The sequence below is a fragment of the Collimonas sp. GW821-FHT02H07 genome (assembly GCF_059421505.1).
The window spans coordinates 1-19,778 of sequence record NZ_JBWKVC010000020.1; the positions used below are offsets into that span (position 1 = coordinate 1).

Genomic DNA, 19,778 nt, shown 5'->3' on the forward strand with positions numbered 1-19,778 from the left:
CGCCAACAGCGACGGCACGGTGCAGACGCGCGGCACCAACGGCACGGTGATCAACAATGTGACGCCGGCAACCTGCAGCACGGTGAAGGGCGTCGATGCGACCGGTTCCGGTTTGTGCGCGCAGGCCACCAAAGACGGCGCAACGGCATTCGGTTCCAACGCCCAGGCAACCGATACCAATACCACTGCTGTCGGCTTCCGTGCCTTGGCGTCGCAGGCCGGATCGGTGGCGATTGGCAATAACGCTCAGGCGACTGGCGATCCTACTGTCGCGATTGGTCAGAATGCGCTGGCCTCGGGGAATAACTCTGTCGCCACCGGTGCAGGGGCGCAAGCCACAGCGAGCAATTCAGTTGCGTTAGGTGCTGGCGCAATAGCGGATCAGGCAAATACGGTGTCGATTGGAGCCCCTGGTAGCGAACGCCGGATTACCAATGTGGCACCAGGGATCAATCCTACTGACGCGGTAAATGTGTCTCAGCTTCAAAATGTGCAAAACCAGGTTGGTGACGTAAAACGCATTGCCTACTCCGGTGTCGCTATGGGTGCAGCTCTTTCAGGTGTGGTAATGCCGACTGTGAATCCTGGGAAGAAGGGGGTAGGAGTGGGGTTGGGCTCGTATCAGGGCTATAACGCGCTTGCATTGCAATTCAAGCAGGTTAGCAGTAGCGGCAATAGCGCTTGGGGAGCGGGTGTCAGTACTACAGGTCAAAACACCGTCCTCCAGGTTGGATACGGTTTCACCTGGTAGGTTTGACCGGCAGCACATCATGTTGGTGTGCTGCCGCAGCAGTTCTTAATTTTCGTTGACACCTCGTCGACCATGTATTAGTTAAAAATATCCCTCAGCACCCTGGAAAGTCGTCGTTTTTTCTGTGGGTTTTTCAAGGGTATAAGTGGGGGGAGTGCGGGGGTATACCGTCCTACGACACCTCCGCAAAAGCGCATGAAATAGAGGCCTTAAATTGGTTCGAGTCCAATCGCATGGGCAAGTGGTGAATTGATCGTTTGAATCATCGAAGAGGGACTGGGATAAGAGGTCCATATTCCATGGCATCGAACGGCATGAGTTCCTATGGAGTATGACCCTTGGTTGCCTTAAAAATACCCTTGCAACAGAAATGCATTGCCGATCAAAGGTCATTTGGACAAACGATGCAAGCGGGGTTTTTGCGGAGCAAACCATGGATTGCGGAGCGCAAGAAAAAAGGCCCTCATCGCTGAGAGCCTTTTAGTAATTGGTGCCCGAGGCCGGACTTGAACCGGCACACCCTTACGAGCGAGAGATTTTAAGTCTCTTGTGTCTACCGATTTCACCACTCGGGCAAGTTTGCGGGTTTGCATGAAAACCGCAAAAAGTATCGACAGAAACGGCCTGCGATACTGGGCAGGGCCGAATTTTAACAGGTTCTCCCTGCTAAGGCCATCTTCTCGTAAGCAGTTGCTTTGACAATGAAATTGACTGCCTAGGCGGCGAAACTGACTTCAGCTGTCGCCACCGCCGTGATTTTCGGGCCAAAACTGTCGACGTTCTGCAATGTCGCATTTTCATGGATGCGTATCTGCAGTCCTGTGGCATGCGGCTTGTCATGGGTAGTGTGGGCATCGGACACCAAGGTTACCGGATATCCCAGCGCGGCAGCGCGCCGGACGGTGGTGTCGACGCAGAATTCCGAGGCATAGCCGCAGATCACCAGGCGATCGATGTTCCATGAGGTCAGCAGATCCTGCAACGCGGTACGGAGGAAGGAATCGCTGGTCTTCTTGCGCAGCTTGGTGTCGCTGTCTTTTACCTGTAAGCCAGCTTGCAGTTGCCAACCCTGGGAGTTGTACTCAAGCGGACTGGCGGGTTCCTCGTGCTGGATGAAAACTACCTGGGCGCCGGCGGAGCGCGCCTTGGCGGTGAGGGCGTTGATGCGTTCGACAACCGCATCGGCTTCAAACGGCCGCCTGGCGCCTTCAAAAAGATCGTGCTGGACATCGATGATTAACAGAGCGGATTTCATATTGTCCTGCAGATGAAAAACGGATGATTCCGTCAGATTTTCATTGTGCGGCATCCGCCTAGGTGGAAGGCGGGCGCCGTTGTTCGCCTGATTTTCAGGTTTCCGGCAGTGCCTGGCTGGCCGGTGCTGAACCGAATCTGTTCGGGTCTTTCGGTTCCTGGATCAGGAAGTAGATTTCGATGATCCAGCCCAGGACCGGGACAAACCCCAGTAATTGCCACCAGCCGCTACGATCCGTATCGTGCAAGCGGCGCGTTGCCACGGCGATGGAAGGCAGCAGCGTGGCGAGGGAAAAAAGCCCGCTCAGCTTATTGCTGACTACGCCTGTGGCAACCGTCCCCAGCACGAGAAAAAGTATGAACCACCAGTATTCGGAGCGCGATGCTCTGCCATTGAAATCGACGTACTTGGAAAAGCAGATCTTGATTGATTCTGTAAATGTCATGTTTATCCCCTGAAGTTGTGCCGGCATGGGCGAGGCCTCCGTTTGTGACGATGCGATGCCCATGCAGTTCGGTAAGGTTACCGGGAAGTAATAATAACAAAAGCTGCCGCAATTCTCGTAAAAAGTTAGTTGATCGTAAATTTCGCGGCCTCGTCATATTTCATCCATTCCTCTCGTCAAGACTTCTCCCGCGCCATCTGCTGTGTGTGGTTATCTGGCTGCAAAAATATATCCATGTAGAAATATTTCTATGAAGTAATGAAATGTAAGAAAAAGGCGTGCATACTTTAATTGCCGAAGAGAAACAATAAGACTTATTACTATAGATGCACGACTGAGTATGTGAATGCAGCAGGCCGATATGCCGATCGTTGATCGGATTGAAGTTAATGCACATATATGTGGGAGGCGTTATGGGAAAAGAATTGTCTCGCCAGAATTCGCTGTCGATCATCTCAGTTGCCGTATTGATAATGATGTCAGGTTGCGGCGGAGGCGGAGGAGGCAGCAGCAATCCAAATCCGGTCGCTACTCCCGTACCCAGCGTCCCGCCTGCTCCAAGTCCCGCACCAGCCCCTGCTCCTACCCCGCCCGGCAATACCAGCTCTGTAACTCCACCACCAGTCGTGACGCCGCCAGCCATGCTGAATGTACTTGACCCCAGCAATGTCGCTGCCGCCCGCGCGCAGGGAATAACTGGCGCAGGCGTTACCGTGGGGGTGATCGATACCGATTTCGATGTCAGCAATCCGCAGATTGCCGGACGCATCAGCAAGACGGTGTATAACGCCAGCGGCGCGGACGGCAATATGCACGGCACCGAAGTGGTGGAAGTCCTGGCCGGCAACACCCTGGGCGTGGCCTCCGCTGTGCGGATACAGGCGGCTGCAGCCGGCACCACGGACAACAACGTGCTGTTCAACAGCCAGATGTACCAGGACATGTTCGCTAAGGGCGTGCGGATTTTCAATCAGTCCAGCGGCATCAGCAGCAGCGGCGCGACAGTCGGCCAGGCGCTGGCCCTGCACGCCATGTACCAGCCGCTGGTGGCGCAGCAGGGTTTGTTCGTCTGGTCCACCGGCAACGATAGCGGCGCGCAGCCGAATTTGAACGCCAGCCTGCCCAAGCTTTTTCCAGATCTGCAAGCCGGTTGGCTGGCCGTGACAGCCGTCAATGCCGCCGGCGGCAGCAACGGCTACAGCGCCAGCGATACGGTGCCGGGCATGATTTCCAGCTACGCCAACCGCTGCGGCGTCGCTGCCAACTGGTGCCTGGCGGCGCCCGGCGACTTCATTTCCAGCAGCAGCGGCGGCCGCGTCTTCGGCACCTCCTTCGCCGCACCCGCCGTGACCGGGGCGGCGGCGCTGGTGCAGCAAGCCTATCCCTGGATGAATGCCGACCTGATCCGCCAGACCATTCTCTCCACCGCGACCGACATGCACGATACCGCCACCTATGGCTGGGGCTTGCTGAACGCCAGCAAGGCGGTCAACGGCCCGGCCTTGTTTGCCCAGAGCCTGGCGCTGGGACCTAACGTCAATGTGCAGTTCGACAACGCCTCTTCTGTCTTCAAGAACGATATCGGCGGCGATGCCGGCCTCAACAAGAGCGGCAGCGGCCAGCTGACCCTGGCCGGCAACAATACCTACCTGGGCGACAGCAATGTCCTCGGCGGCAGCCTGAACATCACCGGCGCGGTCGCTTCCAATGTGAATGTTGCCAGTCTGGGCCGACTTTCTGGCGCCGGCGGCACGGTGCATGGCAATGTCAGCAACAGCGGCCGCCTCGACAACAGCGGTGCCGGATTGACGATCGGCGGCAACTATGTGGCCACGCCAGGCGCAATACTGGCCAACCAGCTCAACAGCACGCTGACGGTAGGCGGCGCGGCCATCCTCGGCAACTCGCACCTGATCGCCACCACGCCGGCCGGCAGCAGCGATCCGTCCGGCTATGTGACCCAGCAAGCCGGTCTTACCGGCAAGGTGCTCACCGCTGCCGGCGGCGTCAGCGGCCAGTTCGGCACGCTCAGCTTTGAAGCCGATGGCGTCAGCTTTACGCCGGGCGTATTCATCGTGGCCAACTTGTCTTACCAGGCGAAGGAAGTCGACCTGCTCATCAGCCGCACGAATGTCGCCACCATGGCGGCGCAGGCTTTCGCCGGCGACGCCACCCGCAACAATGCCGCCGCGGCCCTGGAGAGCGGCTTGCAGGCGGCTGACCGGATGGTCGCCAGTGGTAATGTCAGTGGCGTGAACGGGCAATTCCTGGCTAGCGCCGCCGCCGTGCAGAAGAGCGCCAGCGTGGCGGTCGCGGGGCAGGTGCTGGACAGCCTGTCGGGCCAGATCCACGCCTCGGCGCAAGCCTTGACCTTCCAGCAATCGCAGGCCATCAACCGCGACCTGGCCAACCGCTTGTCGCTGCTGGGTAACCAGCCCGGCGGGCATGACGGCACAGGCCTGTGGGTCAGCGCCATCGGCGCCTCCGGCAAGCTGAGCCAGAGCGGCTACGCCAGCGGCGATACCTCTCTGTGGGGCGGCCAGTTCGGCGTCGATACCAGGCTGGGCGCCAACACCATCGTCGGCGCTGCCATCGCCTATTCGGACAGCAAGGCCAGCTTCGACCGGCTCGGCGGGCAGTCGAAAAGCCGCGATACCGGCGTTTCGCTATACGGCCGCCAGGCGTTTGGCGAGCAGGGCTGGTATGTTTCGGGACGGGCCGGTGTAGCGACAGTCGACAGCACGGTGACGCGCGAGGCGTTGATCGGCAACAGCACGCAGAAGCTTGACGCCGAGCATACCGATAGCCTGTGGTCGGCCTATGCCGAAAGCGGCTATGTCTTGCCCTTATCCGGCAGCACGCGGCTGACGCCCTATGCCGGCCTCGCCTATGACCGCCTCAAGCGCGGCGGCTTTACCGAAAACGGCGGCGTGTTCGGCCTGACCGCGGATAGCCGGGCGTACCGGCAGACGGCGGGCATGCTCGGCGTGCGCGGCGACACCAGTTTCCAATGGGCGGGCGGCAACAGCGTGCTGCAAGCGTATGCGGCCTGGCAGCATGCCTTTAACGACGGCAATCTGGATTTCAATGCGTCTTTTGTAGGCGCGCCGGGGGCGGGCTTTACGGTGCAGGGAATAGGTTTGGCGCGCAGCAGCGGCTGGCTCGGACTGGGTTTGAATACGGCGGTAGACAAGCGCTGGGGCTGGTATTTCAACTACGATGCGCAGCTAGGGGGCGGCGGCTTGCGCAATAATGTGTTTGCGCTGGGTTTGCGTTTTGCGTTGGATTGACGCGAGCGGCGGTTGCCGTCGAAGGTAACCGCCTGATGTCAATCGCAGCCGTCAATCACATATCGCTGGCGGCGGGCGTTTCTTCAGCTGCAGGCGTCATTGCCGGCGCTTCATCTGTCGTCGCCGAGGAGGTTTTCATGACGCGCTTCTTGCCCATCAGACCCAGGTCCGCGCCGGTAATGCCGTATTCCTGCATCTTGGTTTTAATTTCGGTAATCACGTCAGCAATTTCGGCCTGGCGCAATTCTTCTGCCTGTTTCCTCAATTGCTCGATTTGTGCTTGCAGTTCTTTGTAGGTCGTCATTTCTATTGCTTTCTTTCCGCGTTTTGGACGAGCAAGTATACCGTAAGCGGAGTGCGGCATGAAACGTCCGCCGGCGCCCGATCTTGCCCCGCATTTTTTGCGTTCTGATACATGCTGTTGCAAACATTACTGAATTGTATCGACCATTCGGTTGCCGCAAACTATATTGAATACAGGGAGACACTGTTGTGGCGCCGCCTGGGGCGGCGGCATGGGAAGTAAGAGGTCTTGCTATGAAAAAGTTTTTGATTTTTTGGTTGGCCACGCTGGCGCTGCTATTGTCCGGCGCCGCCGGCCCGGCGTTTGCCCGCGACGGTGACGGCTTCCATGGTGGCGGCGCCCACAGCGGCGGCCAATTTCATGGCGGCTTCCATGGCAATAACGGCGGCCAATTTCATGGCAACGGCCCGCAAGCGCGTCACGGATTCCACCGGTTCAGGGACTTCCATGGCCGCGCCGTGATAGTGATCGGCGGCCCGTTCTTCTGGGGGCCTTATTACTACGATCCGGCGCTTTACCCGATGGGCACTGTCTATACTGCGCCTGACGGCAACTACAGCTACTACTGCAACGATCCCGCCGGCTATTATCCTGAGATTTCCAGTTGCCCGAGCGGCTGGTTGCGCGTGGTTCCGGGAGATCCTCCTGGCTATTGACGACCGGCGCCTGCCTTGAGCGCCATTGAACAAACAAACGCTACCCAGAAATCGGGTAGCGTTTTTTGTGTGCCGCGGCAGAAAGCTTCAGCGAATTTCTCAGCGCGTATCTTGCTGCCGGCTAACATGGCAGGTAACATGAAGCTCTGAGTAACCAGACCTTCTATCCCGGAGAAATACATGTCGATTCATATGATTGAAGCAGTGCGTTTTAATGTCGAGGGCGACCGGGTCGAGGAAGTGCGCTGGGGACGGGCCAAGCCGCAGGACGACGGCTCTATCGGCTGGGAACACAAGACGTCGGAGCAGGACGTCAGCCTGGTGGTCGACGCGCTGCACTTCGGCGATGAAGTGGCGACAGCATTTTCCGTGGAAGGCAAGATTGTGCGCGGCCCCAGCATCGCGCTGGTGATCTATGAACACGGCATCGAAGGCATCGGCATAGCTGAGCGCGACGCCTCCGGCCGCACCCTGGCCGATTTGCCGCGCTTTTAGCCCCTGTCTGACAGCATCAGAAGCTGTTGGATGAGGCCGGATCCTGGCTTGCGCCGGTGTTGAGCGGGCTGCCGGCGGTCGTTGCTTCACCACGGTTTTCCCGCCACTGCTGGCGCTGCCATTCGAGTTCGCTCCACTGATCTGTGCGCCGTTTTGCCCAGTCGTTGCGTTCACGCCAGGCCGGCGCTATTCTCACCGACGGCGGCGCCATGAATAACGGTTGCGCATGCATGTCTACGCCATATGGAGGCGGTGCAAACAGCGGCGCCTGGCCGGCAATCGGCAGGCCGGTGCCATTATCGGCAATGGCCTGGCCGGGCATGCCGGCCGAGATCCCGCCCAAGAGTAGTACCAGCAGTATTTTTTCCATATGCCCCTCCGCTTGGCCAGCCTGCATGAAACAAGCCGACGGTAAAGTGTTGCGACCAAATCTTCAGGATTTCATTCTAGGAAACAAAGCCGCGCTAAGCTAATAGAGAATCGCTTGCTGGCCCGCTTTCTCCCCATCTTTGGCCATCGCCTGCATTGATTAGTTGCTGGTGGTAATGTTTATCGTCTGTTGTCAGTAAAGGTTGTTTTGAGGTATCAATAACCGCAGGGGATTTTTCCAGGAAAAATCTTCCGGCACGATTTCATATTGGAGAGATTGAATGCCATCCCAGATCGAGAAAGCCAAGGTTTTCCAGCAGCTCCACGCGCGCGAGGGCGCTTTCATCATTCCCAATCCCTGGGATATCGGCAGCGCCCGGTTGTTGGCTTTGCTGGGATTTGAAGCACTGGCCAGCACCAGCGCCGGTTATGCGTTTTCCCGCGGATTGCTGGATGGCGCCATCGGCCGCGAGCAGATGATGGCGCACCTGGCCGAACTGACGGCGGCTACCGGTTTGCCGTTCAGCGCGGACTTGGAAAACGGCTTTGGCGACTCGCCCGCAACGGTGGCGGAAACCATCCGGCTGGCGGCGGCCGCCGGCATCGTCGGCGGTTCCATCGAAGACGCCAGCGGCCGGCGCGAGGATCCGATTTACCCGCTGGAACTTGCTGCTGAGCGGGTACGCGCCGCCGCCGAGGCGGCGCGCGCGCTGGATTTCCCGTTTACGCTGACCGCGCGCGCAGAAAATTTCCTGGTCGGCCGCACCGATCTGGCAGACACCATCAGACGACTCCAAGCCTATCAGGAAGCCGGCGCCGACGTGCTGTACGCGCCCGGCCTGAAAAGCAGGGAAGATATTGCCGCGGTGGTCAGTTCGCTGGACAAGCCGGTGAATGTCGTCATGGGATTGCAAGGTGTGCAGCTCAGCTTGCAAGAGCTGGCGCAGATCGGCGTCAAGCGGGTCAGCGTCGGCGGTTCTCTGGCGCGCGCGGCGCTCGGCGCCTTCCTGCGAGCCGCCGAGGAAATGCGCGAGCATGGCACCTTCACCTATGGCAATGAAGCGGTCGGCATGCGCCAGATCAGTGAGATGCTGCAGGCTGCAAACAAGCTTTAAGCGGCAAAGAGCTTAATTAAGTTCTATGCTGGTTAGTGTAAGATCTTTGCTTTTCCGCGCCGACGAATGCCGCATCATGAAAGTCTACAATTTAGCTTGTGAACAGAATCATCGCTTCGAGGGCTGGTTCGGCTCGGAGGATGATTTTATTTCTCAATCGGCGCGGCAACTGATCGTCTGTCCGATCTGCGACAGCGTCAAAGTGGGCAAGCTGCCGTCGGCGCCGCATTTGAATCTCTCCGCCGCCAAGTCCGCAACCGCCGCGCGCAAGGAAACCGGCCCGCATTCGCCAGCAGCGGCGCAGATGCAGAAGCGCTTGCTGGACATGGCGCGCCATGTCATGGAAAACACGGAAGACGTGGGGGAAGGTTTTGCCGAAGAAGCGCGCCGGATCCACTACAAGGAAGTGCCTGAGCACGGGATCCGCGGCGTCGCCACGGTCGAGGAATGCGATGAACTGGCGGACGAGGGCATCGACGTTTTCCAGCTGCCTTTGCCCGCCTTGCACAAATCGACGCTGCAATAAGCCGTCGCCGCGGCCGCATGCAGGTTCATCAGGACTATCAGTTACGGTCGCGCAAGATCCTGGTGACGCCGCGGATGCGGCGCACATTGCGCATCAGGCGCGCCAGATGCACCCGGTCCTCGACCTGGATGGTGAACACCAGTTGCGTCATCAGCTGGTCCTTGTCATCGTCCATGTTGACATAGATGATGTTGGCATCGGAATCGCCGATTTCAGCGGCCACCCGCGCCAGGATACCTTTGTCGTTGTGGACCAGCACCTTGATGCGGCAGTCGAAGCGGCGGTTCAGGTCTTCGCCCCACAGCACTTCAATCCAGCGGTCCGGATCCTTGTTGCGCTGGCGCTTGGCGATGTTGCAGTCTTCCGCGTGCACCACCAGCCCCTGGTCGCGCTTCAGCTGGCCGGTGATATGGTCGCCCGGAATCGGCTGGCAGCATGGCGACAGCTGCACCGAGATGCCTTCGCTGCCGTAGATCACCACCGGATCCATCTTGGCCGGGGTGGCGACGCCTTCCATGTCGAGCAGCGGTGTCTGTAAAGGTTCGTTTTCCAGCAAGCCCATGATATGGCGCGCCACCAGGGTCGCCATGCGCTTGCCGACGCCGATGTCGGCGTAGATTTCGTCCAGCGACTTGGCGCTGGATTCGTTCAGCAGGCGGTCGACCACCACCGGCGCCAGCGCCGGATTGAGGTTGAGCGTGGCCAGGGCCTGCGACAGCAAGCGTTTGCCCAGTTCTACCGATTCGCCCAGGTTGATGGTGCGCAGGTGATGGCGGATGGCGGAACGGGCCTTGCCGGTGCGCACAAAGCTGAGCCAGTTGGGGCTGGGGCGCGAGCTGGTCGAGGTAATGATTTCAACGATGTCGCCGTTATGCAGTTCGGTGCGCAGCGGCGCCGGTTCGTGATTGATCTTGGCGGCGATGGTCTGGTCGCCGACATCGGTGTGGATGGTGTAGGCAAAATCCAGCGCGGTGGCGCCGCGCGGCAGGGCGATGATCTTCGATTTCGGCGTGAACACGTAAACCGAATCAGGGAACAGGTCGACCTTGACGTGCTCCAGGAATTCGGCCGAGTCACCGGTCTGCTTCTGGATATCCAGCAGCGACTGCAGCCAGGCATGGGTGCGCTGCTGCAGGTCGCTCAGGTTGCCTTCTTCATCCTTGTACAGCCAGTGCGCGGCTACGCCGGATTCGGCGACGCGGTGCATGTCCTGGGTACGGATCTGGAATTCCACCGGCGTGCCGTAAGGGCCGATCAGCGTAGTGTGCAGCGACTGGTAGCCGTTCAGCTTGGGAATCGCGATGTAATCCTTGAACTTGCCCGGCATCGGCTTGTACAGAGCGTGCAGGGTGCCCAGCGCCAGATAGCAGTTGGCGAAGGTGTCGACCACGATGCGGAAACCGTAGACGTCCAGCACCTGCGAAAACGACAGATGCTTGTTGTGCATCTTGCGGTAGATGCCGAACAGGCTCTTTTCGCGGCCGTCGATCTGGGCATTGATGCCGGTCGCCGCCAGCGTGGTGCTGACCGATTCGAGGATCTTGCTGACCACTTCGCGGCGGTTGCCGCGCGCTGCCTTGACGGCTTTCGCCAGGGTGCGGTGGCGCAGCGGGTACAGGTGCGAGAACGCCAGTTCCTGCAGCTCACGGTAGATATTGTTGAGTCCGAGCCGATGCGCGATCGGAATATAGACCTCCATGGTCTCGCGCGCGATGCGGCGTTTCTTTTCCGGGATCATCACGCCCAGCGTGCGCATATTGTGCAGGCGGTCGGCCAGCTTGACCAGGATCACGCGGACGTCGCGCGCCATCGCCAGCAGCATCTTGCGGAAATTTTCCGCCTGGGCCTCGATCTGGCTCTGGAATTCAATCTTGTCCAGCTTGGAGAGGCCGTCGACCAGGGTCGCCACCGGTGCGCCGAAGCGTTCGATCAGCTCGTCCTTCTTGACGTCCTGGTCTTCCATGACGTCGTGCAGCAGGGCGGCCATGATGGCTTGCGCGTCCAGCTTCCAGTCGGCGCAGATTTCGGCGACGGCGATCGGGTGTGAAATATAGGGCTCGCCGGATTTGCGCATCTGACCCAGATGCATTTCATCCGAAAAGCGATAAGCTTCCTTGACCTTCTTCAGCTCGGCTGGGGTCAGGTATTCGGCAAGCTTGGTGGTCAGGTGCGTAATCGAGGCGACGCCGGGCTGGAGGGCGGGCTGAGGATCTGGCAAGGGGGGTGTATTAGCAGGTTTTCTGGCTGAGCGGGGGGAGGCCGCCCGTTTTTTTGTGGTTGCGGCTGATGACATGCTTGAATCTGGAGATGTCAGGTTCATACTTGGTCGATAGCAGCCGCATGAGTTTTATCAATTGCAGGACAGAGTCGTGAAGTCGCCAAGGCGTACCGCATCAGTGACGTAACAACGCTGCCCTCAATTCATCAAAATTAACCAGGTACCTTCTTGAGCATTTCAATGCCGATCTTGCCGGCAGCGATTTCGCGCAGGGCGATCACGGTTGGCTTGTCCTTGGCGTCGATCTTCGCTGTGTGGCCTTGCAACAGCTGGCGTGCGCGATAAGTCGCGGACAGCGTCAACTGAAAACGGTTAGGGATCTGTTTCAGACAATCTTCGATAGTGATGCGGGCCATAAAATTCTCCAGAATGCGGTACTGCCAATTGGTGGCTGAATACCAGTTGGCTAAATATTAACTTAAATTTGCGTGGATGCCCAATTGGGCAAATAAAGACGCGTTTCGCACTGCCTGTTGCGAAAAGCGGCAGCGAGTAGCTTTGACAATCGCTGTTAATTCCGACAGAGCAGATGCAAACTCTTGATTAATAATAACATATTCAAACTCGGGGGCGTGCGCGATTTCACCGCCGGCGGCAAGAATCCGTCGCGTGATGACCTGCGGTTCGTCCTGGCCGCGCTTTTTCAGGCGCTCTTCCAATGCGGCGATCGATGGCGGCAGGATGAAAATGCCGACTGCGTGCGGAAACTGCTTCTTGACCTGCTGCGCGCCTTGCCAGTCGATTTCCAGCAAGACGTCGGTGCCGGACTGCATCTGCTCGGCGATTGCCAGGCGCGAGGTGCCGTAGTAATTGGTGTGCACTTCCGCCCACTCCAGGAATTCACCCTGCTTATGACGGGCGCGGAAGTCTTCCACAGTGGTGAAGTGGTATTCGCGGCCATCCTGTTCACCCGGGCGCGGCGGCCGCGTGGTGTAGGAAATCGACAGTTTGATCGTTTGCTCTTGCGCCAGCAGCGCATTCACCAGCGTCGATTTGCCGGCGCCGGAAGGGGCGACCACCATGAACAGGCTGCCCGACATCGGGTGCTCGTCGGGCATGGCCGCGCTGTTGACCAGTTCGGCTGATGGAGTAGTTAGTGGAGGTGTCATAACAATTGAAAGATGTGCGGGCTCTCAGGTATGCAAAATGCCTGAATAGTAAGTGTGACATTGTATCAGCGTGGCAATGAGGCTGCAGCGAGGATTTGTATCTTTTATGAATGACGCGTAGGCCAGGTATATTGGTGTAGTGATAACGGCAGGCCAGGGCTTGGTGTACATTTATGGGTTTCCCAAAAAGCGTGGGCAATGTTGGCGCGCTTTGATGATGTACAACAGACAAGGATCAAGGCAATGGCGATCAAATTGCAGCAAGCGGAACAGAAAGACCTGGCCGGCGCCATTCAGCGCTACTTCAAGGAAAACATGGAAGAGCCGATCGGCGACCTGAAGGCTGCCATGCTGCTCGATTTCTGCCTGCAGGTGATCGGCCCGGCCATCTACAACCAGGCGATCGCTGATGCGCAAGCCCATATGGAAGCGAAAGTCGCCGACCTCAGCGTCGAATGCTACGAAGAGAGCGGCAACTACTGGAAGAAAAAATAAGCTCGGGCCAACCCGTCTGCGCCGCCAAAGCTGACAGCAGCAGGGTAGCGGACGCTATAATGCATGCAGCAGCCCATCTTCACCCGCCAATTACCTACGCCATCCACACTATGCATTATGTTTCGACTCGCGGCCACGCAGCCGCACAAAATTTTTCCGAGATCCTGTTAGGCGGCCTGGCGCCGGATGGCGGCTTGTATCTGCCGGCCGAATATCCGCAAGTCACTTCAGCCGAACTGGATCACTGGCGCACGCTGTCCTACGCCGACCTGGCGTTCGAAGTGCTGAAGAAATTCGCCACCGATGTGCCGCAGGCCGATCTGCGGGAACTGGCACACAAGACCTATACCGCCGAGGTCTACCGCAATGTGCGGGCAGGCGAGGATGCAGGGCAGATCACGCCGCTGAGCGTGCTGGAAGAAAAGGACGGCGCCAAGCTGCTGCTGCAAGCCTTGTCGAACGGCCCGACGCTGGCCTTCAAGGACATGGCGATGCAACTGCTCGGCAACCTGTTCGAATACACCTTGGCCAAGAAGGACGCCAAGCTGAACATTTTCGGCGCCACTTCCGGCGATACCGGCAGCGCCGCTGAATATGCGATGCGCGGCAAAAAAGGCATCCGCGTGTTCATGCTGTCGCCGCACAAGAAGATGAGCGCATTCCAGACCGCGCAAATGTTCAGCCTGCAGGATCCGAACATTTTCAATATCGCGGTCGAAGGCGTGTTCGACGATTGCCAGGATATGGTGAAAGCGGTATCCAACGACCACGCCTTCAAGGCCAGCCAGAAAATCGGCACGGTCAATTCGATCAACTGGGCGCGCGTGGTGGCGCAGGTGGTGTACTACTTCCGCGGCTACCTGAGCGCGACCACCAGCAACGAGCAGAAAGTATCGTTCACCGTCCCCTCCGGCAATTTCGGCAATATCTGCGCCGGCCACATCGCGCGCATGATGGGCCTGCCGATCGACAAGCTGGTTGCCGCCACCAACGAGAACGACGTGCTCGATGAATTTTTCCGCACCGGCATCTACCGTGTGCGCAAGTCGGCCGAGACTTACCACACCAGCAGCCCGAGCATGGATATCAGCAAAGCCTCCAATTTCGAGCGTTTCATCCACGATCTGCTGGACGGCGACAGCGAACGCGTGCGCGCCTTGTTCCACAAGGTCGAGACCGAAGGCGGTTTCAGCCTGGCAGGCGGCCCCGGCAGCGACGGCGACGAATTCACCCGGATCGGCCGTTTCGGCTTCCAGTCCGGCAAATCCACGCACCAGGACCGGCTAGCCACCATCCGCGACATCCAGCAGCGCTACAACGTCACCATCGATACCCACACCGCCGACGGCGTCAAGGTCGCGCGTGAATACATGGCGCCGGGCGTGCCGATGATCGTGCTGGAGACCGCCTTGCCGGCCAAGTTCAACGAAGCCATCCGCGAAGCATTGGGACGCGATGCGCAACGGCCGGCCGGTTTTGAAAACATTGAAGCATTGCCGCAGCGGTTTGAAGTGATGGCCGCCGATGTCGCCCAGGTCAAGAGCTTCATCGCTACCCACACCGGCTTGTAAGCTGCAACGAAAGCGGTAGAGAAAATGATGCAAAAGCCACCGATGTTAACTGTCGCCGAAGCCCTGGCGCTGCTGCTGTCCGCCGCCCGCCCGCTAGTCGATAGCGCCGCGACCGAACTGGTGCCGACGCTGGAAGCGAACGGCCGGGTGCTGGCCGGCGCCCAGACTTCGCAGCTCAATGTGCCGCCGGCGGACAACACGCAAATGGACGGCTACGCGGTGCGCGCCGCCGATTGCGGCAGCGGCGCGGCGCGCTTGCCGGTGTCGCAAAGAATCCCGGCCGGACACGTCGGCGCGCCGCTGGCAGCCGGCAGCGCGGCGCGGATCTTTACCGGCGCCATGATTCCGGCCGGCGCCGACGCCGTGGTCATGCAGGAAATGTGCGAAGCCGACGGCGATGCGGTAGTGATCAGGCACACGCCGAAAGCCGGCGAATGGGTGCGTCGCGCCGGCGAGGATATCCGGAGCGGCAGCGTGATCCTGGCGGCAGGCACGCGCCTGCGGCCGCAGGATCTTGGCCTGGCGGCATCGGTAGGCCTGGAACGGCTGCCGGTGCTGCGTAAGCTGCGGGTGGCGATGTTTTTCACCGGCGATGAACTGGCCATGCCCGGCCAGCCCTTGAAGCCGGGCGCTATTTATAATTCCAACCGTTTCGTCCTGCGCGGTTTGCTGGAAAATCTCGGCTGCCAGATTACCGACTACGGCATCGTGCCGGACAACCGGGAAGCTACCCGCGAAGCGCTGCGGCGCGCCGCGCAGGAACATGATCTGATCCTGACGTCGGGCGGCGTCTCGGTGGGTGAAGAAGACCACGTGAAGCCGGCGGTGGAAGCAGAAGGGCGCCTCAACATGTGGCAAATCGCGATGAAGCCTGGCAAGCCGCTGGCGTTCGGCGAGGTGCGCCGCGCCGCTGGCGGCAACGCTTTCTTTATCGGCTTGCCAGGCAATCCGGTTTCCAGTTTCGTCACCTTCCTGATCTTCGTGCGGCCCTTCATCTTGCGTCAGCAAGGCGTGGCGGCGGATGCAGCGGCGCCGCAGGCGCTGGCCATGCGCGCCGATTTCGACTGGCCCAAGGCCGACCGCCGCCAGGAATTCCTGCGCGCAAGAATCAATGCCAACGGCGGCCTGGATCTGTTCCCGCATCAGGGCTCCGGGGTGCTGACTTCTGCTGTCTGGAGCGATGGCCTGGTCGACAATCCGGCCGGGCAAACCATTGCCCGCGGCGATATGCTGCGCTTCCTGCCGTTTTCTGCTTTACTACAATAAGTAGTGAGCAATAAGTAGTTAGTCGGCTGAGACTGATCAATAATGAGAATGCAATGAAAATCGAGCTGCGTTTTTTTGCCAGCCTGCGCGAGACGCTCAAGCTGTCGCAGGAAGTGCTGGAGTTGCCGGAGACGGTGACTACCGTTGGCGCCGTGCGCGCGCATTTGCGCGCCCGCGGCGGCGTCTGGGCCGAAGCGCTGGCGGACGGCCGCGCGCTGCGGATGGCTTTCAATCAAGAGTTGGCGCACCCCGATACCGTCGTCACCGACGGTGGCGAAGTCGCATTTTTCCCGCCGGTCACCGGCGGCTGATGTATTGCCGGCAATGAGGTACTGACTATGCCAATCCGCGTCCAGACTGAAGATTTCGATTTCGCCGCCGAGCTGGCGCAACTGCGGCTGGGCAACCCCCGGATTGGCGCCGTTGTCAGTTTCCTGGGCACCGTGCGCGATCTGAACGACGGCAGCAGCGTCGCCCAGATGGAGCTTGAGCATTATCCCGGCATGACCGAGAAGGCGCTGGCCGCCATCGTCGCCCAGGCCAAGCAGCGCTGGGAAATATTCGACGCGCTGGTGATACACCGCATCGGCCCCTTGCTGCCGCAGGACCAGATCGTGCTGGTGGCGGTCACCTCGGCGCATCGCGGCGATGCCTTCGCCGCCTGTGAATTCATCATCGACTACCTCAAGACCGAAGCGCCGTTCTGGAAGAAAGAGCACACCGAACAAGGCGCGCGCTGGGTCGATGCGCGCAGCAGCGACGACGAAGCGCTCGCCAAATGGGAGCAGGATGGCTTGCCTTTGCCTATGCGTGAAAGCAAGAAATGAGCTGACTGGCCTGGTAGTGGCGGCGTTTGAATCGTATCTCGCGCTGCAGACGGAATGGCGCTTGCCGGTGATCACCGGCTTGCTTGGCGGCCTGGCCACTTTTTCCACCTTTTCAGCCGAATCGATGCCGTTGCTGCAAAATGGCGAATACGGCTGGTTCCTGAGCCATACTTAGTTTGCCTGTACGCGCTTGAAATCAGACGGCATGTCCCAATTTTCTATCTATCAGATATTTTGGAGGAACCATGCGTTTCGATAAATTAACCACGAAGTTGCAGGAAGCGATTGCCGACGCGCAGAGCCAGGCGGTCGGTAACGATAATCAATACATAGATCCGGTGCATGCCTTGATTGCGTTGCTGAACCAGGACGATGGCAGCGCCACGTCGCTGTTGCAGCGCGCCGGCGTCAACGTGGCGGCGCTGGGCGCCGGGCTTAAGGCTGCGCTAGGCCGCCTGCCCAAGGTCAGCGGCAGCGGCGGCGAAGTGCAGATCGGCCGCGAGCTGCTGGCTTTGCTCAACCTGGCCGACAAGGAGGCGCAAAAACGCGGCGATCAGTTCATCGCCAGCGAAATGCTGCTGCTGGCCCTGCTTGACGATAAATCCGATGCAGGCCGGCTGGCACGCGAAAACGGCCTCACGCGCAAGGCGCTGGAAGCGGCAATTACCGCAGTGCGCGGCGGCGCCAATGTCGCTTCGCAGGATGGCGAAGGGCAGCGCGAAGCATTGAAAAAATACACGCTGGACCTGACCGAACGGGCGCGTCTCGGCAAGCTCGATCCGGTGATCGGCCGGGACGATGAAATCCGGCGCGCGATCCAGATCCTGCAGCGCCGCAGCAAGAATAATCCGGTGCTGATCGGCGAACCCGGCGTCGGCAAGACCGCGATCGTGGAAGGCCTGGCGCAACGCATTGTGAATGGCGAAGTGCCTGACAGCCTGAAATCCAAGCGCGTCTTGTCGCTCGACATGGCGTCCTTGCTGGCCGGCGCAAAATTCCGCGGCGAGTTCGAAGAACGCCTGAAAGCGGTGTTGAAGGAAATCGCCCAGGATGAAGGGCAGACCATTGTCTTCATCGACGAGCTGCACACCATGGTCGGCGCCGGCAAGGCGGAAGGCGCGATGGATGCCGGCAATATGCTCAAGCCGGCGCTGGCGCGCGGCGAGTTGCATTGCGTCGGCGCCACCACCCTGGACGAGTATCGTAAATACATCGAAAAGGATGCGGCGCTGGAACGCCGTTTCCAAAAGATCCTGGTGGACGAGCCTAGCGTCGAAGCCACGATTGCGATCCTGCGCGGCTTGCAGGAAAAATACGAAGTCCATCACGGCGTGGAAATCACCGATCCGGCCATCGTCGCGGCGGCGGAATTGTCGCATCGCTACATCACCGACCGTTTCCTGCCCGACAAGGCGATCGACCTGATCGATGAAGCGGCGGCCAAGATCAAGATTGAAATCGACTCCAAGCCGGAGGTGATGGACAAGCTTGATCGGCGCCTGATCCAGCTCAAGATCGAGCGCGAAGCCGTGCGCCGCGAGAAAGACGAAGCGTCGCAAAAACGTTTCACCCTGATCGAAGAGGAAATCGAGAAGTTGTCGCGCGAATATGCCGACCTGGAAGAAATCTGGAAGTCGGAGAAAGCCAGCGCCCAGGGCAGCAAGCATCTGAAAGAGGAAATCGAGAAGCTGCGCCTGCAGATCGACGAGGCGACCCGCAACAGCGACTGGCAAAAGGTGTCTGAGCTGAAATACGGCAAGCTCAACGAGCTTGAGAAAGCGCTGGAGGCGCAGTCGAAGCAGGACGCGCTGGCTGAGCAGCATCCGGATCCCGAAGGCAAGCCGCAGCTGGTGCGGACTCAGGTCGGCGCTGATGAAATCGCCGAGATCGTGTCGCGCATGACCGGCATCCCGGTGTCGAAGATGCTGCAGGGCGAGCGCGAGAAACTGGTCAATATGGAGGCGGAACTGCATCGCCGCGTGGTTGGCCAGGACGAGGCCATCGTCGCCGTCTCGGACGCCATCCGCCGTTCGCGCGCCGGTCTGAGCGATCCTGACCGGCCCTACGGTTCCTTCATGTTCCTGGGCCCTACCGGCGTCGGCAAGACCGAGCTGTGCAAGGCGCTGGCCAGTTTCCTGTTCGACAGCGCTGACTCGATGATTCGCATCGACATGAGCGAATTCATGGAGAAGCATTCAGTGGCTCGCCTGATCGGCGCACCGCCGGGCTATGTCGGCTACGAGGAGGGCGGTTATCTGACCGAACTGGTGCGGCGCAAGCCCTACAGCGTGATCTTGCTGGATGAGATTGAAAAAGCCCATCCGGACGTGTTCAACGTGCTGCTGCAGGTGCTGGACGACGGCCGCATGACCGATGGCCAGGGTCGCACCGTGGATTTCAAGAATACGGTTATCGTGATGACATCGAATCTCGGTTCGCACCGGATCCAGGCGATGGAAGGCAGCGATCCGGCGGTGGTGAAAATGGAAGTCATGGCAGAAGTGAGGAACCATTTCCGTCCGGAGTTTATCAACCGTATAGACGAAATCGTGGTGTTCCATGCGCTCGACGAGAAAAACATCGGTGCGATCGCCCTGATCCAGCTGAAGATACTGGAGCAACGCCTGGCGAAAATGGACATGGGCCTGGAAATCTCGGAAGCCGGCCTGCAGAAAATCGCCGAGGCTGGCTTCGATCCGGTGTACGGGGCGCGGCCGTTGAAGCGGGCAATTCAGCAGCAGATAGAAAACCCGCTGTCGAAATTGATCCTGGAGGGAAAATTCGGGCCTAAGGACATTGTTCATGTAAATGTTAACAATGGTGATATAGTTTTCAAAGTAACAACTTAAGCTCGAATTTCGCAGGCGCAAAAGAGTAAAATCACAACAAGCTTCATCCTGTTGCTTTATAAAGGTCACATGGCGTCGCCGTGTGGCCTTTTTTCAGATTGATGCCGTTTAGACTGCTGTCTTGGTGCTGTAATAATCGAATGTTATAAATTGTGCATTTAAATCTGCTGTAAAGCA

Annotated in this window: 20 protein-coding genes and 1 tRNA gene; 13 read left to right on the forward strand and 8 right to left on the reverse strand. The window is 59.2% G+C overall.

What is annotated here, in order from left to right; all coding sequences use genetic code 11:
• Positions 1–751, forward strand: a 751-nt coding sequence (locus AC07V8_RS23220) for a YadA family autotransporter adhesin (protein WP_494680603.1), incomplete at its 5' end; no start/stop codon positions are given.
• Positions 752–1,239: 488 nt separating this feature from the next.
• Here the strand turns inward: AC07V8_RS23220 and AC07V8_RS23225 are convergent.
• The 3 genes from AC07V8_RS23225 to AC07V8_RS23235 all read right to left on the reverse strand — a co-directional run bounded on the left by AC07V8_RS23225 (position 1,240) and on the right by AC07V8_RS23235 (position 2,478).
• Positions 1,240–1,326 (reverse strand) — tRNA-Leu (locus AC07V8_RS23225).
• Positions 1,327–1,466: 140 nt separating this feature from the next.
• Positions 1,467–2,006 carry a cysteine hydrolase family protein gene (locus tag AC07V8_RS23230; protein WP_494680602.1) on the reverse strand — a complete coding sequence of 180 codons (540 nt, stop codon included), beginning with the start codon at positions 2,004–2,006 and terminating at the stop codon, positions 1,467–1,469.
• Between the two features lie 94 nt (positions 2,007–2,100).
• Complete coding sequence (locus AC07V8_RS23235) at positions 2,101–2,478, reverse strand: DUF805 domain-containing protein (RefSeq protein ID WP_494680601.1); 378 nt, start codon at positions 2,476–2,478, stop codon at positions 2,101–2,103.
• A gap of 614 nt (positions 2,479–3,092) precedes the next feature.
• Between AC07V8_RS23235 and AC07V8_RS23240 the strand changes: the two genes are divergently transcribed.
• Positions 3,093–5,741 carry an autotransporter domain-containing protein gene (locus AC07V8_RS23240; protein WP_494680600.1) on the forward strand — a complete coding sequence of 883 codons (2,649 nt, stop codon included), beginning with the start codon at positions 3,093–3,095 and terminating at the stop codon, positions 5,739–5,741.
• Between the two features lie 55 nt (positions 5,742–5,796).
• Here AC07V8_RS23240 and AC07V8_RS23245 read toward each other — a convergent pair whose 3' ends face one another.
• Positions 5,797–6,105 carry an H-NS histone family protein gene (locus AC07V8_RS23245; RefSeq protein ID WP_494680599.1) on the reverse strand — a complete coding sequence of 103 codons (309 nt, stop codon included), beginning with the start codon at positions 6,103–6,105 and terminating at the stop codon, positions 5,797–5,799.
• Positions 6,106–6,290: 185 nt separating this feature from the next.
• Here AC07V8_RS23245 and AC07V8_RS23250 point away from each other — a divergent pair, with 185 nt between their 5' ends.
• Together AC07V8_RS23250 and AC07V8_RS23255 are read left to right on the forward strand one after the other, a co-directional pair.
• Entirely contained in the window at positions 6,291–6,701 is a 411-nt protein-coding gene (locus AC07V8_RS23250) for a hypothetical protein (RefSeq protein ID WP_494680598.1), read from the forward strand.
• A gap of 180 nt (positions 6,702–6,881) precedes the next feature.
• Positions 6,882–7,196, forward strand: coding sequence for a hypothetical protein (locus AC07V8_RS23255; protein ID WP_494680597.1), 315 nt, complete (start codon positions 6,882–6,884; stop codon positions 7,194–7,196).
• Positions 7,197–7,212: 16 nt separating this feature from the next.
• Here the strand turns inward: AC07V8_RS23255 and AC07V8_RS23260 are convergent, their stop codons facing one another.
• Complete coding sequence (locus AC07V8_RS23260; protein WP_494680596.1) at positions 7,213–7,566, reverse strand: hypothetical protein; 354 nt, start codon at positions 7,564–7,566, stop codon at positions 7,213–7,215.
• A 280-nt stretch (positions 7,567–7,846) separates the two neighbouring features.
• Between AC07V8_RS23260 and AC07V8_RS23265 the strand changes: the two genes are divergently transcribed.
• Both AC07V8_RS23265 and AC07V8_RS23270 read left to right on the forward strand, forming a co-directional pair.
• Entirely contained in the window at positions 7,847–8,680 is an 834-nt protein-coding gene (locus tag AC07V8_RS23265; RefSeq protein WP_494680595.1) for an isocitrate lyase/PEP mutase family protein, read from the forward strand.
• Positions 8,681–8,756: 76 nt separating this feature from the next.
• Complete coding sequence (locus AC07V8_RS23270) at positions 8,757–9,206, forward strand: DUF1178 family protein (protein ID WP_494680594.1); 450 nt, start codon at positions 8,757–8,759, stop codon at positions 9,204–9,206.
• Between the two features lie 37 nt (positions 9,207–9,243).
• Here AC07V8_RS23270 and AC07V8_RS23275 read toward each other — a convergent pair whose 3' ends face one another.
• From AC07V8_RS23275 to gmk, 3 genes are all read right to left on the reverse strand, one after another.
• A complete protein-coding gene (locus AC07V8_RS23275; RefSeq protein WP_494680593.1) occupies positions 9,244–11,526 on the reverse strand; it encodes a RelA/SpoT family protein in 2,283 nt (760 codons plus the stop codon).
• Between the two features lie 110 nt (positions 11,527–11,636).
• On the reverse strand, positions 11,637–11,840 hold the full coding sequence (gene rpoZ, locus AC07V8_RS23280) for a DNA-directed RNA polymerase subunit omega (RefSeq protein WP_092351791.1): 204 nt from the start codon (positions 11,838–11,840) through the stop codon (positions 11,637–11,639).
• 57 nt (positions 11,841–11,897) lie between these two features.
• Positions 11,898–12,542, reverse strand: coding sequence for a guanylate kinase (gene gmk / locus AC07V8_RS23285; RefSeq protein WP_061941191.1), 645 nt, complete (start codon positions 12,540–12,542; stop codon positions 11,898–11,900).
• Positions 12,543–12,836: 294 nt separating this feature from the next.
• Here gmk and AC07V8_RS23290 point away from each other — a divergent pair, with 294 nt between their 5' ends.
• The 7 genes from AC07V8_RS23290 to clpB all read left to right on the forward strand — a co-directional run bounded on the left by AC07V8_RS23290 (position 12,837) and on the right by clpB (position 19,601).
• The gene (locus tag AC07V8_RS23290; protein WP_211441365.1) at positions 12,837–13,088 is read left to right on the forward strand and encodes a DUF2164 domain-containing protein; all 252 of its coding nucleotides are present in this window, start codon (positions 12,837–12,839) and stop codon (positions 13,086–13,088) included.
• 110 nt (positions 13,089–13,198) lie between these two features.
• Complete coding sequence (thrC, locus tag AC07V8_RS23295) at positions 13,199–14,659, forward strand: threonine synthase (protein ID WP_494680606.1); 1,461 nt, start codon at positions 13,199–13,201, stop codon at positions 14,657–14,659.
• A gap of 24 nt (positions 14,660–14,683) precedes the next feature.
• Positions 14,684–15,925, forward strand: a complete 1,242-nt coding sequence (locus AC07V8_RS23300; RefSeq protein ID WP_494680592.1) for a molybdopterin molybdotransferase MoeA — start codon at positions 14,684–14,686, stop codon at positions 15,923–15,925.
• Between the two features lie 53 nt (positions 15,926–15,978).
• Positions 15,979–16,236, forward strand: coding sequence for a molybdopterin converting factor subunit 1 (moaD, locus tag AC07V8_RS23305; protein ID WP_494680591.1), 258 nt, complete (start codon positions 15,979–15,981; stop codon positions 16,234–16,236).
• A gap of 27 nt (positions 16,237–16,263) precedes the next feature.
• Positions 16,264–16,752: a molybdopterin synthase catalytic subunit MoaE gene (gene moaE, locus AC07V8_RS23310; RefSeq protein WP_494680590.1), complete on the forward strand. Its 489-nt coding sequence runs from the start codon at positions 16,264–16,266 to the stop codon at positions 16,750–16,752.
• A complete protein-coding gene (locus AC07V8_RS23315) occupies positions 16,736–16,927 on the forward strand; it encodes a CrcB family protein (protein ID WP_494680589.1) in 192 nt (63 codons plus the stop codon). The genes moaE and AC07V8_RS23315 overlap by 17 nt, the downstream gene beginning before the upstream one ends.
• A gap of 70 nt (positions 16,928–16,997) precedes the next feature.
• Entirely contained in the window at positions 16,998–19,601 is a 2,604-nt protein-coding gene (gene clpB / locus AC07V8_RS23320; protein ID WP_494680588.1) for an ATP-dependent chaperone ClpB, read from the forward strand.
• Positions 19,602–19,778 lie beyond the last annotated feature (177 nt).